13 protein-coding genes are annotated in these 13,747 nt (G+C 70.2%); 8 read left to right on the top strand and 5 right to left on the bottom strand.

The features are described 5' to 3' along the window. Positions 1-171: 171 nt before the first annotated feature. Complete coding sequence (locus AB0B97_RS20055; RefSeq protein WP_357495377.1) at positions 172-837, bottom strand: MerR family transcriptional regulator; 666 nt, start codon at positions 835-837, stop codon at positions 172-174. 915 nt (positions 838-1,752) lie between these two features. Here AB0B97_RS20055 and AB0B97_RS20050 point away from each other — a divergent pair. From AB0B97_RS20050 to AB0B97_RS20035, 4 genes are all read left to right on the top strand, one after another. Then, positions 1,753-2,565, top strand: coding sequence for a helix-turn-helix transcriptional regulator (locus AB0B97_RS20050; protein ID WP_357495375.1), 813 nt, complete (start codon positions 1,753-1,755; stop codon positions 2,563-2,565). A gap of 127 nt (positions 2,566-2,692) precedes the next feature. Continuing rightward, a complete protein-coding gene (locus AB0B97_RS20045; RefSeq protein WP_357495373.1) occupies positions 2,693-3,808 on the top strand; it encodes a carboxymuconolactone decarboxylase family protein in 1,116 nt (371 codons plus the stop codon). A gap of 109 nt (positions 3,809-3,917) precedes the next feature. Further along, positions 3,918-4,475: a hypothetical protein gene (locus tag AB0B97_RS20040; protein WP_234582933.1), complete on the top strand. Its 558-nt coding sequence runs from the start codon at positions 3,918-3,920 to the stop codon at positions 4,473-4,475. Positions 4,476-4,477: 2 nt separating this feature from the next. Then, positions 4,478-5,011: a copper resistance CopC family protein gene (locus AB0B97_RS20035; RefSeq protein ID WP_357495371.1), complete on the top strand. Its 534-nt coding sequence runs from the start codon at positions 4,478-4,480 to the stop codon at positions 5,009-5,011. Between the two features lie 69 nt (positions 5,012-5,080). Here the strand turns inward: AB0B97_RS20035 and AB0B97_RS20030 are convergent, their stop codons facing one another. Beyond that, a complete protein-coding gene (locus AB0B97_RS20030; protein ID WP_357495369.1) occupies positions 5,081-6,241 on the bottom strand; it encodes an epoxide hydrolase family protein in 1,161 nt (386 codons plus the stop codon). A gap of 218 nt (positions 6,242-6,459) precedes the next feature. Here AB0B97_RS20030 and AB0B97_RS20025 point away from each other — a divergent pair, with 218 nt between their 5' ends. From AB0B97_RS20025 to AB0B97_RS20010, 4 genes are all read left to right on the top strand, one after another. Further along, positions 6,460-7,785, top strand: a complete 1,326-nt coding sequence (locus AB0B97_RS20025; RefSeq protein ID WP_357495367.1) for an FAD-binding monooxygenase — start codon at positions 6,460-6,462, stop codon at positions 7,783-7,785. Between the two features lie 129 nt (positions 7,786-7,914). Further along, the gene (locus AB0B97_RS20020; RefSeq protein ID WP_357495365.1) at positions 7,915-8,724 is read left to right on the top strand and encodes a TIGR03084 family metal-binding protein; all 810 of its coding nucleotides are present in this window, start codon (positions 7,915-7,917) and stop codon (positions 8,722-8,724) included. Between the two features lie 195 nt (positions 8,725-8,919). Beyond that, positions 8,920-9,903, top strand: coding sequence for a DUF1702 family protein (locus tag AB0B97_RS20015; protein ID WP_357495363.1), 984 nt, complete (start codon positions 8,920-8,922; stop codon positions 9,901-9,903). 33 nt (positions 9,904-9,936) lie between these two features. Beyond that, on the top strand, positions 9,937-10,386 hold the full coding sequence (locus AB0B97_RS20010; protein ID WP_234582925.1) for an SCP2 sterol-binding domain-containing protein: 450 nt from the start codon (positions 9,937-9,939) through the stop codon (positions 10,384-10,386). A gap of 58 nt (positions 10,387-10,444) precedes the next feature. On the opposite strand, the gene AB0B97_RS20005 is transcribed toward AB0B97_RS20010, so the two are convergent. From AB0B97_RS20005 to AB0B97_RS19995, 3 genes are read right to left on the bottom strand one after another with little or no spacing between them, the layout of a single operon-like run. Beyond that, positions 10,445-11,434: a carboxymuconolactone decarboxylase family protein gene (locus AB0B97_RS20005; RefSeq protein WP_357495361.1), complete on the bottom strand. Its 990-nt coding sequence runs from the start codon at positions 11,432-11,434 to the stop codon at positions 10,445-10,447. Beyond that, positions 11,431-13,068, bottom strand: coding sequence for a GMC family oxidoreductase (locus AB0B97_RS20000; RefSeq protein ID WP_357495360.1), 1,638 nt, complete (start codon positions 13,066-13,068; stop codon positions 11,431-11,433). The genes AB0B97_RS20005 and AB0B97_RS20000 overlap by 4 nt, the downstream gene beginning before the upstream one ends. Then, positions 13,065-13,595 carry a DUF5987 family protein gene (locus AB0B97_RS19995; RefSeq protein WP_357495698.1) on the bottom strand — a complete coding sequence of 177 codons (531 nt, stop codon included), beginning with the start codon at positions 13,593-13,595 and terminating at the stop codon, positions 13,065-13,067. Before AB0B97_RS19995 ends, AB0B97_RS20000 begins: the two co-directional genes overlap by 4 nt. Between the last annotated feature and the right edge of the window lie 152 nt (positions 13,596-13,747).

Raw genomic sequence — 13,747 nt, 5'->3', positions numbered from 1 at the left:
TAGCCAGTTCCGAGGGCCGGCCAGATGGCCGGCCCTCACGCGTCAGCTGCGGCGGCACAGGCACAGTCACTGTGCTCTGCCGCGGCTGACCGCGTCGGGTGATCGGGCGGGCGCCGCCCCCCTCGCGGCCCGTCCCGGTCTGGTCGACCCGTGCGCCTCAGCTTCGGGGTGTCAGGAGCGTTCGCCGTCGTCGGCCGTGCCCTGGTTGGCCGGCACGAGGCCGAATCGCCGGGACAGGTGATGCTGCTGCCCGAGCTGGCGCATCGCCGCGAACGCCTGGTGCAGCAGAACGTTGCGGGCGAGGGCCTCGATGCGCGCCGTGCGGTCGTTCTCGATCCGACTTACCTCGTGCCGGGCGAGCCGGTCAGCCGCCTCTCGGTAGACGTCGAGAAAGTCCGGATCGCAGTCGCAGCCCAGGCGCCGCATCGCGGCGAGCGCGAGGGTGAGGTGTGAGCGGGCGGCGGCGTCCGGGTCGATCTCCCAGCCGGACGCCTCGATGATGCGGTTCGCGTCGACCCGGGCGAGCTCGAGGCTCTCGTCCTCCTCGACGGCGGTGTCCTTGCCCGCCATCGACACCTGGTTGAGCACCTCGAACAGCTCGATCGACGACAGGTGCTCCTCCTCGGCGGCGATCAGGAGCCGTCGCACCGACGTGAGGTCGAGTTCACCGATGGAGGTGAATATCTTGATCAGCCGAAGGCGTCGCAGGTGATTCTTGTTGTAAAGTGCCTGGTTGCGCCCCGTGGGTTCGCCGGGTGGGAGCAGGCGCTCGCGCAGGTAGAACTTGATCGTCCCGACCGGCACCCCGGACTGCCGGCTCAGGTCAGATATTCGCATCGTGGCTCCCCGTGATCAACGTTTCAGGCCCATGGATCGCGACGCTCGGCGAACTGTGGCTGCGCCGCGGAAATAACGCGGTCGTTGCGGCGTCGCTGCCGGCGGAGGTCGTCGTGGCTGTCCTGGGCTGGTGCGGACCGAGAAGCACGGGTGATCCGCTCCTTCCGAGCGTGGTGCCGGATGCGCAATCGAGATGGCTGATGGTCGCGCCGTCCGATAGGAGACTAGGAGACTCGGAGATACTTCGGCAACCCTTAATTGCCACACAAACACTGTTAGTAACCAAAGGCGGCCAGCCAATCACGTCCGTCACAGGCCGTGAACGGATGAGGGCGACCGCGTCCGCGAGCCACGCCCGTTGTCGCGGTTGACTGCACAAATAGAACTGTCCACCATGAAAGCCCTGCCTGCGGCACGTAACTGAGGGTTCATCGCCATGCTGATCACGTTTCCGGCTTGTGTCGTCGCCGGGTATCGTCGGGGAAGTTGACCGATGGCGGCAGGGGCCGGACCGGCCTGCTGGCAGCCGGCCAGCGTCCGTCACCGCCAGCTGCCGAAGACCGACCGCGTGCGCTGCGAGCAGTGCCAATGATGATCAGTTCCAGTCATCCGTCGGCGGATCGCGGCCGGCTGGGCAGGTCTGGGCCGCCTCGGTCGCAGCGTGTGCATGTATCGGCGATAGACGCTATCTATATCCAGTAGCGCCAATATCTGCCGCTTCTTCACGATTGCGTCGCACGCTCACCCAGGGTTGATTGCCGACGTGCTGTCGGTTAGTGTTGCCATAAGTCGAGAGATCATCGGCGTCAATGACCGCACTGTTCCGGCTTTTATATTCAATTGTCAGGTAGGCGCGCAGATATCTGACTGCCACGAGTTGAATAGTTTCAGCGGAACAGCACCTGGGGGAGTGTCATGAAAGACGTTTCTGAGCAAGCGGTGCTGCGCGCAGTCGCAGCGATGCACGACCGCATGGGTGAACAGTTAACTGTCGATGACATGGCTCGCGCCGCAATGTTCAGCAAATTCCACTTCACTCGCATCTTCCGGCGGGTGACGGGTGTGTCGCCGGCCCGCTTCCTCTCGGCGCTGCGCCTCCAGCGGGCGAAGGACCTGCTCATCACCACCTCGATGAACGTCGCCGACATCAGCGTCCGCGTGGGGTACAACAGCGTCGGTACGTTCAGTTGGCGGTTCAGCCGTAGCGTCGGCATGTCGCCCACTGCGTTCCGTCGACATGCCGGCTACACGCAGTCTATCCACCCGAACTTTGAGTGGCGCTCCGGGCGATCGCCGAGCGGCCAAGTGTCATGCCAGGTCCGTCTCGCCGAGGAGCATGACCATCCGCTTATTTTCGTCGGTCTGTTCAGTGGCCGTATTCCGGAGGGACGGCCGGCGCGGTGCGCCGTTCTGCAGCAACCCGGCTCGGTTCACTTCGACGCGGTTCCTCTGGGCTCCTGGTACCTGTTGGCCCAGGCGGTGTCCGCCGGTGCGGACGGTGCCGAGCAGCGAGCCGACGTGGCCGATCGTGCCGTGTCGGTGGCGACGTACGGTCCGATCACCGTCCGTGCCGACTCGAAGGTCACCGCGAGCATGGTGCTGCGGCGTAGCAGCGCACTGGATCCGCCGGTGCTGCTCGCCCTGCTCGACGCGCGTAAGTACGCGCTGAGTCAGGCCCAGCACGGCGGTACTACCGCGGTGCGGGGCCGGGTGGGCGCGGCCGCCTGAGAGCGTCGCCCCGCGGGGCGGGAGGCCACCAGGCCCGGCGGTGGATGCTCCGATGCGCGAGGCGCGCGGGCACCGGCGGGCCGACAGACGGCGAGAGCAATCGGCGAATCTGACGCGGGAGGTTCTGATGGTCGCGAGACGGGTTGCTTCCTCGGTCGCTCAGAAGCACGTCAGATTCCTCACCGTCGTGCCCGCCGCGACGGCGCGCGGACTCGTCGCGGCGGTGTATCGCCAGGTCGCCGAGGAATTCCAGATCGTGGTGCCGCCGGCGTTGCTGCACTCGCCGTCCGACGACGTCCTGGCCGCCTACTGGGCCCTCACCCGGGAGCCGCTGTTGCCGGCCGGCGCGGTGGACCGCGCGGTCAAGGAAGCGGTCGCGGCCACGGTCTCGGTGGCCAACACCTGTCCCTACTGTGCCGATCTGCACGTGGCGGGCCTCTTCGAACTCTCCGACGAGCGCGATGCCGAGGCGATCGCCGCGGACCGGCCGGACGAGATCGTCGACCTCCGCGTACGACGCGTCGTGGAGTGGGCGCGCGGCGCGCACCGTGCCGACGGTCCGCCGCTGCCATCGGACGTGTCCGAAGTGGAGCGCGCGGAGCTGGTCGGGGTAGTGGTGGGCTTCCACTACCTGAGCCGCGTGGTCAACGTCTTTCTCGCCAACTCGCTGCTGCCGCAGGGTCTCGGCCCGCGGGCGCGGCGCCGGCTCAATCAGGGGCTCGGCCGGGTGCTCCGGCCGACCCTGCGAGGACAGCACGTCGCCGGCCGCGCCACCCGCCTGCTCGACGCCGCGCCGCCGACCTCGGACGTCAGCTGGGCCTCGGGCAGCCCGCGCATCGCAGACGCGGTGGCGCGCTCCTACCGGGTCTTCGAGGTCGCCGGGCAGCGCTCGCTCGACCCCGAGGTCCGCAGCCTCGTGCTGACCCGGCTCGACGGGTGGGCCGGGGAGGATGCCGGCCTCAGCACCCGCTGGTGCGAGGAGCTGATCGAGCCGCTGACCGCACCGCAGCGGGCGGCGGCACGCCTCGCGCTGCTCACCGCGTTCGCCTCCTACCGGGTGGGCCCCGAGGTCGTCGAGGACTTCCGCCGCCATCACCCGGCGGACGCCACGCTTGTCGACGTGGCCGCCTGGGCCAGCTTCGCCGCAGCCCGTCGGATCGGTGTCCGGCAGAGCGCACACGAGGAGAAGAACGACGGGCGTCCCCGGCGTGACAATGGCGCTGTCGTGCCTCACGAGTCGTGAAAGGCGCGGACGAAGAGCCAACGCCGGTGAGAACCAGTGTCGTTTCTCGTTGGCCCCGTGCTGCGGCGATGCGGCGCGTGAATCGAACCCCCCGGAATAGGAGAACCGAATGGCGGTCGCACCGGTTCGCACACTCAACCAGGCCCATCACCGGGCAGCGCTCGGCGGATTCCTGGTGATCACGCTCGCGCACTGGGCCGAGCACCTGGTTCAGGCGTACCAGATCTGGGTGCTCGGTTGGGCCCGTCCCCAGGCCCGCGGCGTGCTCGGGCAGTTCCTCCCGTGGCTGGTGACCTCGGAATGGATGCACTACGGGTACGCGCTGGTCATGTTGGTCGGCCTGTTCCTGCTCCGCCCCGGCTTCGTCGGCCGGGCCCGGACCTGGTGGACTGTCGCCCTGGCGATCCAGTTCTGGCACCACATCGAGCACTTCCTGCTGCTGTTGCAGGCGCAGACGCACCACAACTTCTTCGGCGCGGCGGTGCCGACCAGCGTCCTGCAACTGATCTATCCGCGGGTCGAACTGCACCTGTTCTACAACTCGGTCGTGTTCCTGCCGATGATCATCGGAATGTATCTGCACCTGCGCCCGAACGATCGGGAACTGGAGCAGACGCACTGCAACTGCGTGCAGACGCAGGCGCACCCGAGCGTCGTAGCGGCCTGACGGTGTCCCGTCGGACCCGCCTGCTCATCGCCGCCGTGCTGGTCCTGCTGCCACTGGGTTGGCTCGTCGCGGTCACCTACCGCGCTCCGGCGGTACGCCTCATGGGCAGCTCGCCCGCTGACGCGCAGAGCCTGACGACGGCACCGGGCGAGGCACGACTGAACCTGTCGGCGGCTGCCGACCCCGCGCTGTCACACCTCTCGGTGGTCGACAGCGCGGGGCGGCGGGTGGACTCCGGTGCGGTGACAGCCGGGCCGGGCGACGTCCTGCGCGTGCCCGTCCGGATCCCGGCCAACGGCACCTACACGGTCGTCTACCACGTCATCGGCGTCGCCGGCGGGCAGACCAGCGGCGTCATCCGCTTCGCCGTCGGCACCCAGGCGTCCGGCGCCGCGCCCGCCGACATCCACGCGGCGCACGAGCACGGCGTCGACCCGCTCAGCGCGGTACTTCTTTTGCTCAACTTCGCCACTGTCGTCGTCCTGGCGGTCCTGCTCGTCCGCCGACCAGCGCCGCGCCGCGTACCTCCGCGGTAGCGCCGCCGTCGACGAGCCGCATGGCGAAGGCCCCGGATGCCGAGACATCCGGGGCCTTCGTCGTGCGGTTCAGCTGCGCAGGGTCGCCACGAACGAGCGCAGGTCACCGACCAGCAGGTCCGGCTGCTCCATGGCGGCGAAGTGGCCACCCCGCTCGAACTCGGTCCACTGGACGATGTTCGTGAAGCCCCGCTCGGCGAAGCGCCGGACGGGCTGCCCGGGGTCGCGGGGGAAGATCGCCACGCCCAGGGGCACCGGCAGGGGCGGCGGGGGCGGCGGGGGAGTCTTGGCGATGGGCAGCAGCTCGGCATTGTCGTAGTAGAAGTGGGCAGACGACGCGCCGGCGCCGGTCAGCCAGTACAGCATCACGTTGGTGAGGATCCGGTCGCGGTCGATCGCCTCTTCGGGGGCCTTGGTCGAGTCGCTCCACTCGTGCAGCTTCTCGACGATCCAGGCGAGCTGGCCCACCGGCGAGTCGTTCAGGGCGTACGCCAGCGTCTGCGGCCGGGTGGCCTGGATCTTCATGTACCCGGACTGGTCGTCGACGTAGTTCATCAACAGCCCCAGCCGGCCCCCCTCGACCTCGGTCAGCCCGGCCAGGTCGGCGGGGTCGCCCGAGGGCGGCGTCGGCAGGAAGTTCACGTGCGCGCCGATGACGTGCTCGTGGTCGAGGCCCGCCAACACCAGGCTGATCCAGGCGCCGAAGTCGCCGCCCTGGACGACGTACCGCTCGTAGCCCAGGCCGGCCATCAGTTCCGCCCAGGCGGCGGCGACCCGCGGCATGGTCCAGCCCGGACCGCTGGGGGGCCCGGAGAACCCGAAGCCCGGAATGGTGGGAATGACCAGGTGGCACGCGGTCGCGGGATCGCCGCCGTGGGCGCGCGGATCGGTGAGCGGCCCGATGATGTCGGTGAACTCGGCGAACGAACCGGGCCATCCGTGCGTGATGATCATGGGAGTGGCGTCCGGCTCGGGGGAGCGCACGTGCAGAAAGTGCACTGTGGTGCCGCCGACCTCGGTGGTGAACTGCGGGAAGGAGTTGAGCCGGGTCTCGGCGGCACGCCAGTCGTAGCCGGTTCGCCAGTACTCCACCAATTCGCGCAGGTAGGTCGCCGGCACGCCCCGGCTCCAGTCCTCGGCGGGCGAGTCGGCAGGCCAGCGCGTGTCGGCGAGACGGCGGCGCAGGTCGTCCACGTCGGCCTGCGGAATGTCGATCCGGAACGGTTTCATGCGGCAATCCTCACTCGATGAGGGAACGGAACGCTATTCCTCGCGACAAGGAACATCGCGGCGGCGTCCGCGGACCATGTTAGCGATGTGAAGGTACGCCGGAAAGGTTTGTGGAATCCCTTTCCGGACTGAGCATTCTGGAAGAAGAAATGAGGAATCCGGTCGATACGATAACTGGAAAGAATTGATTCTTATCCCAATCCAGGAGGCTGACGATAATGGGCGTTCCGCCGATTGCGCATGCGGTGGTCCTCGGCGGCAGCGTCGCCGGATCACTGGCGGCCCGGGTCTTGTCCCCGGCCTGCGAGCGGGTCACCGTCGTTGACCGCGACGATCTCTTCGGGCCGGTGGAGCCCCGCCAGGCGGCGCCGCAGGGTCACCACATCCACGCTCTGCTCGCCCGCGGCCAGCAGATCCTGGATGAGCTGTTCCCGGGTTTCACCGACGAACTGGTGGCCGGTGGGGTGCCGATCGGCGACTTCGGCACCAGTCTCAGCTGGTACTTCAACGGCCAGATGATCCGTAAGGCCGAGACCGGGCTGGTCTGTGTCGCGAGTGGACGGCCACTGCTCGAGTCGCGCGTACGCGCCCGGGTCCGGGCCCTGGGCAACGTCACCTATCGGGACCACACCGACATCGTGGGCCTGGTCGCGTCGCCAGACCGGCAGCGGATAGTCGGCGTCCGCGTGCAGGGGCGGGAGCTGGGCGCACCCGAGGAGGTCCTCGACGCGGACCTGGTCGTCGACACCACCGGGCGCGGCTCGCGGACGCCGCTCTGGCTGGAGGAGCTGGGCTACCAGCGGGTGCCGGAAGAGCGGGTCAAGATGGACCTGACATACACCACAATGGACTTTCACGGCCCACTGTCGTTCGACCCGATCGGCGAGGACATCGCCCTGCTCCCGGTCGCCACCCCGGCGCAGCCGCGCGGCGCGATCTTCGCCCGGATGCCCGACCGGTACGCCATCTCACTGACCGGCATCCTGGGTGACCGGCCGCCGACCGACCACGAGGGCTTCCTGTCCTATGTGCAGTCGCTGCCCGTACCGGAGATCTACAAGGCGGTCCGCGACGCCGAACCGATGGGACCGGCGGCCACTTTCCGGTTCCCGGCGAGCATCCGCCGACGCTACGAGCGGCTGGCACGGACGCCGGATGGGCTGATCGTCCTCGGTGACGCCGCGTGCGTCTTCAACCCCGTCTACGGCCAGGGCATGACGGTGGCGGCGATGTCCGCCCGATTGCTCGGTGAACACGTGCTTTCCGGTCCGCCCGCGCCGCGGGCCTTCTTCCGCGACCTGTCCCGGCTCATCGACGCGCCCTGGGACATGTCAGCCGGAGCCGACCTCGGCTTCCCCGGTGTCGTGGGCCGACGGACGGCAAAGGTGCGGATGGGCAATCTGTACATCCCCCGCCTGCAGGCGGCAGCGGCTCACGACGGCGTGCTGACGACTGCCTTCCTGCGCTCCGCCGGCCTGGTCGACCCGCCGCAGGCGCTCATGCGCCCCGCAATCATCTCCCGCGTGCTGCGCTCGCGGCGCTGACCCGCTCCAGTCATCGAGACCGCCAACGCCCTGCTGGGCGGACGCCGGCAGGTCGCCCCCGCCGAATCCGCGACAGTTCCCCGGCACTGACCGAGCTATCCGGACGCCATCGAACCGAGAGGCAGAACCGTGACCGAACAGCAGATTCCCAAGGTGATCGCCGACCTGACGGCCGACGGCGAGGATCTCGACCGCCTGGTCAGCGACCTCGACGCGGCCGCGTGGGCGCTGCCGACCCCCGCGCCCGGCTGGACCGTCGCCCACCAGGTCGCCCACCTCGCGGCCACCTTCCGCATGGCCGGACTCGCGGCGGCCGACCCCGACCGGTTCGTCGCCATGACGGGGCGGCTGGGCGCCGACTTCAACGCCAACGTGACAGCGGCACTGTCCGGCTACCTCGCCGAGGAGCCCGCCGAGTTGTTGCGGCGGTGGCGTGAGGAGCGGGCGTGGGCCGAGAAGGCGCTGGGCGCCCTGCCGATGAACCAGCTCGTCCCGTGGTTGGTGCGTCCGCTGCCGGCGGCGGTGCTGGCCATGGCCGGGATGATGGAACTCTTCGCCCACGGTCAGGACATCGCCGACGCCCTCGGCGTCCGGCGCACGTTCACCGACCGGATCGGGCAGATCGTGGGGTTCGCGGTCCGGACCTGGGACTTCGGTTACCAGGCGCGCGGGCTCGAAACCCCGGACGTCGAGTTCCGCTTCGAGATCACCGCGCCGTCCGGCGCGCTGTGGGAGTTCGGCCCGGCGGAGTCGCCGGAGCGCGTCACCGGGCCCGCGGAGGACTTCTGCCTGCTGGTCACCCGCCGCCGGCACCGCGACGATCTCGCGGTACGTGCCCAGGGGGACATCGCCACGCACTGGTTGGAGATCGCCCAGGCCTATCGGGGCCCCGCCGGCCCCGGCCGGGAGCCGGGTCAGTTCGCCGATCGGGCCAACTGAGCTGAGCGTCGTCGCCGGGTAGACACACCCGGCGACGACGCCGGTCCCATCCCGGGCGTGCGGGACCACATCGAAAGCCCAGCGCAGGGCCGGAAATCGACCGGGCACGCTCGGAGACGCGCGGCTCACCGAACCCGGTGAGGATGAAATCGCCGCGGTGACCGCCGCCGTGGCCCCGAACGAAGGGTGGCCGGTATGTCCAGAGTGTTGGGTTCGATGCGCCGGATGGTTCTCGCGCCGTCGCTAAAGCAGGTCTCCTTCGCCGCGCTCGGTTTCCCGGTCACCACCTCCGCCACCACGGTCCACCTGGAGGCGATCCCGCAGGCGGTGGTCTGCGGCTTCGAGTGGGCGATCGAGGGTCCGAGCGTCGCCGAGCTGGAACGCCGGCTCGCTCTCGTCGACCCGGAACGTCGTGGCTTCGCCTACGAGGGCGCGACGATGGCCTACACAGTCCTCGACGCGACGGCAGGCGGTTCCCGCACCCGGGAGCTGCTGGAGGGGCCGGGACGCCCGCACTACTTCCTCGCCTGCATCGGTATCGGCTTCGCAATGGCCCGGCTGCCGCGCGTGTTGTGGGGCAAGGTGCTGCCGGACCTCACCGGGATCCCGTACCACCCGACGATGAGCTGGCTGGCCGTCGACGGCTACGGCTTCGACAAGGCGTACTTCGACCAGGCCACCTGGATCACCGGGCAGCGACTGCCGCGGCCGTACCCGTGGCAGGGGCACGCCGACTACTTCGCGCGGGCGTTCGACCAGGGCGTCGGCCGGGCGCTGTGGTTCCGGCACGCGGCCGATCCGGCGGCGGTGGCCGTGACCGTCGACGGCTTCGCGGCCGCGCGCCGCGCGGACCTGTGGAGCGGTGTGGGACTGGCCGCGACGTTCGCCGGCGGGTGCGACACCGCGGGCTTCGAGGCGTTGCGGTCACTGGCCGGCGAGTACGGCCCGCACCTCGCCCAGGGCTCGGTCTTCGCGGCCAAGGCGCGGACGTGGGCGGGCTACTGCCCGGAGCACACCGACGCGGCGGCGCGGGCGCTGACCGGCCTGTCGTCGCAGGCCGCCGCCGAGCTGGCCGACGCCGCGGCGGTCGACGCCCCCGCCGACGGCCTGGCCTACGAAGAGTGGCGGCGGGTGATCCGGGAGCGGGTCATCCAGCCCGCTGGCGTCAGCGACAGCTAGGACCGCCGCGGACGACGACCAGAGGAGTCTTCGATGACCACCAACAACGCCGATCCGGCGGCGCTGGCGCCCCGTGATCTCGCCATCTTCGTCAAGAGCACCCCGATGCCGGACGTCCGCGCGCTGATGAGCGGGGAACGCCGGGACGCCCTGTTGCGGGAGGTGTTCCGGCGGATGCCTGACGTGTTCCGGGCCGACCGGGCCGCAGGTCTCGACGCCGTCATCCACTGGGTGATCGGTGACCGACCCGACGGCGGTGTCGACCGCTACCAGCTGGAGATCGCCGACGGGGTATGCCGGGTGTCTCCCGTCGCGGACCGCGAGCCGAAGCTGACGCTGACGATCGGCGGCGCCGACTTCCTGCTCGTGGTGACGGGCAACGCGCATCCGGTCGTGCTGACGATGAAGGGCCGGCTGCGAACCCGGGGCGACCTCGCGCTGATCGCGAAGTTCCCCTCCCTGTTCGACGTGCCGAAGGTCTGACAGCGCACCGAAACAGGCCCGGCCGATATATCCGGCCGGGCCTGTGGTCGTGCGCTGGTCAGCCGACCGCCTCGTACGCGGTGGCCAGCACGTCGCCGTGCCGGCGTGCCGCGGTCAGGGCGGCCCAGGCCGCCAGGGCGAGCAACGCGACGTCGTCGTGGCCCTCGGCGCGTACCGCGGCAACCGCCGAGTCGGAAACCCGGTACGAGGCGAAGGCGACGAGCATCGCCAGTCGTCCGGTCGCCCGGTCGGCGACGGAGAGCCCCGCCAGCCGCCTGTCGAGCCAGTCCGCCATCCCCGCCAGGTCGCCAGGGGCGGCGTCGTCGACGAGGCACTCGCGTACCAACCGCCGTACGGCGGGAGGCACCGCCCGCTGCCCGGCGTCCTCGATGACCGCCACCGCTCCGGTCATGGCGGCGGCGACGTGTGGCAGCCCCGCAGCCCACCGGAGGTCGTCCGGTAGGCGCCGAACAGTGCCGGCCGTGCCGGGCAGCAGCGGCAGGGACTGCCCGGCCACCGCCTCCCGACCGGCCAGCCGACCCATCAACCGTGCCGCGACGCTCCGGGCGCCACCGAGCAGGGGAGCGGGAACCGCCGCCAGCGGTGATTCCCGCAGGAAGACGTTCACCATGCGGTTGAGGTAGTGAAAGTCGACGGCCACGCCGATCAGCTCCGGCGACAGGACCGTCGGCAGCGGCGGCGGCGAGCTGCCCCGGCGCCCGAGCCCGCGTACGGCTGCCTGGTGGACGTCCACGCAGTAGGGGCAGGCGTTGGCGGCCGACACCGCTGCCGCCACCGCCTCGCGCTCACGACGGCTCGTCGTGCCCGAGACGAGCAGCGTCTCGCGCAGCATGCACCAGGCCGCGGCGAGCAGGCCCGGCGCGCGGGCGTGCAGGGCGATGGGCGGCGCGAGCAGGCCGAAGTCACGTTCGACCTGCTCGTACACCCGGCGGACCGGCACCGGCGCGGCCCCCGGAGGCACCGGGGAGACATATCGCAGGTGCGCGAAGGTGCTCCGCCGGGCCAGCCCGGCGACCGTGAAACTCATGACCGCAGGTGGGCGACCGCACGCCGACCGGCGGTCTCGCCGTCCGGCGACGGCGCACCGTAGGTCACCTCGACACCCCGTTCCCGCGCGGCCCGCACGATGCCCGGCATGGCGCGTTCGGCGAGGGCCGCGATCGTCGAGGCCGGATTGACAGTCAACGCACCGGGCACCGCCGATCCGTCGGTCACGAAGATGCCCGGATGCCCCCGCAGCTCGTGGCGGTCGTCAAGCGCCGACGTCGCCGGGTCGTCGCCGATGCGGCACGAGGCCAGGGGATGCACGGTGTAGGCACCCACCAGGTCGTTGGTCCACGGCATCACGCGGGACAGCCCGTCGCGCTCAAGGATGTCCTTGACGTCGGCGTCGGCCAGGGACCATCCGCGCCGGGTGTTCGCCGTGGGCTGGTACCGCAGCGGGCCGTGGCCCAGCATCTGCTGCGAGAAGCGGTGGGCGTTGCCGGTCACCGGCGGCGGGCCGAAGACGCCCTCGTTGTCGTCCTCCGACATGGTGAAGATCGTCAACCACGACTGCCAGCGGCGCAGCATCTCCTTCTTGTCCCGGCCGAACCAGCTGGGGCTCGCGTCGGGCACCTGCGCCAGGATCGTGCCCAGCGCCGGCGGGAAGTAGAGCTGTTCGAGGGAGTACCGCTCGTACTCGGGCAGGGTGCCGTCGAGCCGGTCCCAGCTGGCGACCGTCGGGCCCCGCCCGATCTGGTACGCCTCGTAGGCCCGTCCGTCCGGCCGCGACAGCTTCAGCACCTCGCGGACCCGGTCCTCGTCGAACACTGCCGTGTTGAGGCGCTCACCGTTGCCGGAGAAGTACCGCCCGACCGCGTGCGGCATCCGGCCCAGATGGGGCTCCGACCGTTGCAGGATCACCGGTGTGGCGCCCGCGCCGGCGGCGATCACGACGATCTTCGCGTCGATCGTCCCCTCGCCGTGCAGGATCCGGTAGTCCTCCTCGTCGACCACGCGATAGTGGACCCGGTAGCTGCCGTCGTCGTTCCGGACCAGGTGCTGCACCTCGTGCAGCGGCCGGATCTCGGCGCCGTGCGCCAGGGCGGCCGGCAGGTAGTTGAGCAGCAGCGAGCGTTTGGCGTCGAAGCGGCAGCCGGCCATCATCCAGTTGCAGTTCGTGCACATGTCCACGTCGATGGCCGACGGCGCCGGGTTGGCGGTACGTCCGGCGTGGTGGCAGGCGGCGCCGAACAGGCCGCCGGCGTACGGAACCCGGTCCCAGGTCTGCTGGGTGATCGGCAGTGCCTCGGCCACCCGGTCGTACCAGGGCTCCAGGGTGTCGCGGCTGATGGCGGCGGGCCACATGCGTCGCCCGATGCTGCCCTGGCGCTCGAAGACGAAACGTGGCGCCCGCGGCATCGTGGCGAAGTAGACGACGCTGCCGCCGCCCACGCAGTTGCCACCCAGCACGCTCATGCCGTCACCGATGACGAAGTCGAAGACCCGGGTGTACGACGAGCCCAGCTTGAAGTCGTGCTCGAAATCGTCGGCCTTGAGCCACGGACCGCGCTCCAGGACCGTCACCCGGGCGCCGCCGGCGGCGAGGTGGTACGCGGCGATGGCGCCCCCGAAGCCGCTGCCGATGACCAGGACGTCGGTGGACTCGGTGGCCGTCATGCGGGGCTCCCCGTTGCGGTGGTGGACGGATGGGGGTTGGCGAGCTGCCGGCCGTACGAGAACGTGGGGAACCGCCAGAGCCCGTCCGAGTCGGGCGTCTCGTAGCCCATCGCGAGCAGGCCCGGATGCCCGGTGGCCAGCGCCTCCACGGTGTGCAGGTGTGGCGCGCTGTCGAAGGCCATGTTGCAGAAGAGCGCCAACCCCACCCACATCTGCTTGTCCGGGTGATCGGGGCTGGTCAGCTTCTCGATCAGCGCGGTCCGGGCCTCGAACGGCAGGCCCACGAAGGGCGGCAGGTCCGGGTTCAGGTCGAGGCCCGTGGTGGCGGCGTGCTCCCGGGCGTACTCGTCGAGTTCCACGCAGATCGTGTCGAGCGCCGGCGCCAGCCCTCCGGCGGGGTCTTCGAGCAGTTCGATCGCGCCACCCGCGACGGCACCGCCGCCGACGTCGACGCCGGCGATCGCCGCATCGTCAGGGCCGCGCTTCTCACCCGGGATGATGGTGTCGGCAAATGCCTCCAGAATCATCGTACGCACCCGGTGTTCGGCCGCTTCGTCGGATTCCACGGCACGCTCCTTCGAGGAAGTCCGGATGTCAATTCCGGAGGTGTCGGTCGGATGCCAGTCATCGTGGTATCGGGCCGCCCCCGAGTCCATCTCCTGTGTTGCGCTAACCGCGC

The sequence above is a fragment of the Micromonospora sp. NPDC049004 genome (assembly GCF_040649315.1).
Lineage (GTDB): Bacteria > Actinomycetota > Actinomycetes > Mycobacteriales > Micromonosporaceae > Micromonospora.
This window is presented reverse-complemented; position numbering and strand designations above follow the sequence as displayed.

Bases quoted from the DNA above. Each gene is read 5' to 3' on its own strand.
- AB0B97_RS20055 (WP_357495377.1), bottom strand. From the start codon at position 837: ATGCGAATATCTGACCTGAGCCGGCAGTCCGGGGTGCCGGTCGGGACG.
- AB0B97_RS20030 (WP_357495369.1), bottom strand. From the start codon at position 6,241: ATGAAACCGTTCCGGATCGACATTCCGCAGGCCGACGTGGACGACCTG.
- AB0B97_RS20005 (WP_357495361.1), bottom strand. From the start codon at position 11,434: ATGAGTTTCACGGTCGCCGGGCTGGCCCGGCGGAGCACCTTCGCGCAC.
- AB0B97_RS20015 (WP_357495363.1), top strand. From the start codon at position 8,920: ATGTCCAGAGTGTTGGGTTCGATGCGCCGGATGGTTCTCGCGCCGTCG.
- AB0B97_RS20010 (WP_234582925.1), top strand. From the start codon at position 9,937: ATGACCACCAACAACGCCGATCCGGCGGCGCTGGCGCCCCGTGATCTC.
- AB0B97_RS20000 (WP_357495360.1), bottom strand. From the start codon at position 13,068: ATGACGGCCACCGAGTCCACCGACGTCCTGGTCATCGGCAGCGGCTTC.
- AB0B97_RS20040 (WP_234582933.1), top strand. From the start codon at position 3,918: ATGGCGGTCGCACCGGTTCGCACACTCAACCAGGCCCATCACCGGGCA.
- AB0B97_RS19995 (WP_357495698.1), bottom strand. From the start codon at position 13,595: ATGATTCTGGAGGCATTTGCCGACACCATCATCCCGGGTGAGAAGCGC.
- AB0B97_RS20050 (WP_357495375.1), top strand. From the start codon at position 1,753: ATGAAAGACGTTTCTGAGCAAGCGGTGCTGCGCGCAGTCGCAGCGATG.
- AB0B97_RS20045 (WP_357495373.1), top strand. From the start codon at position 2,693: ATGGTCGCGAGACGGGTTGCTTCCTCGGTCGCTCAGAAGCACGTCAGA.
- AB0B97_RS20025 (WP_357495367.1), top strand. From the start codon at position 6,460: ATGGGCGTTCCGCCGATTGCGCATGCGGTGGTCCTCGGCGGCAGCGTC.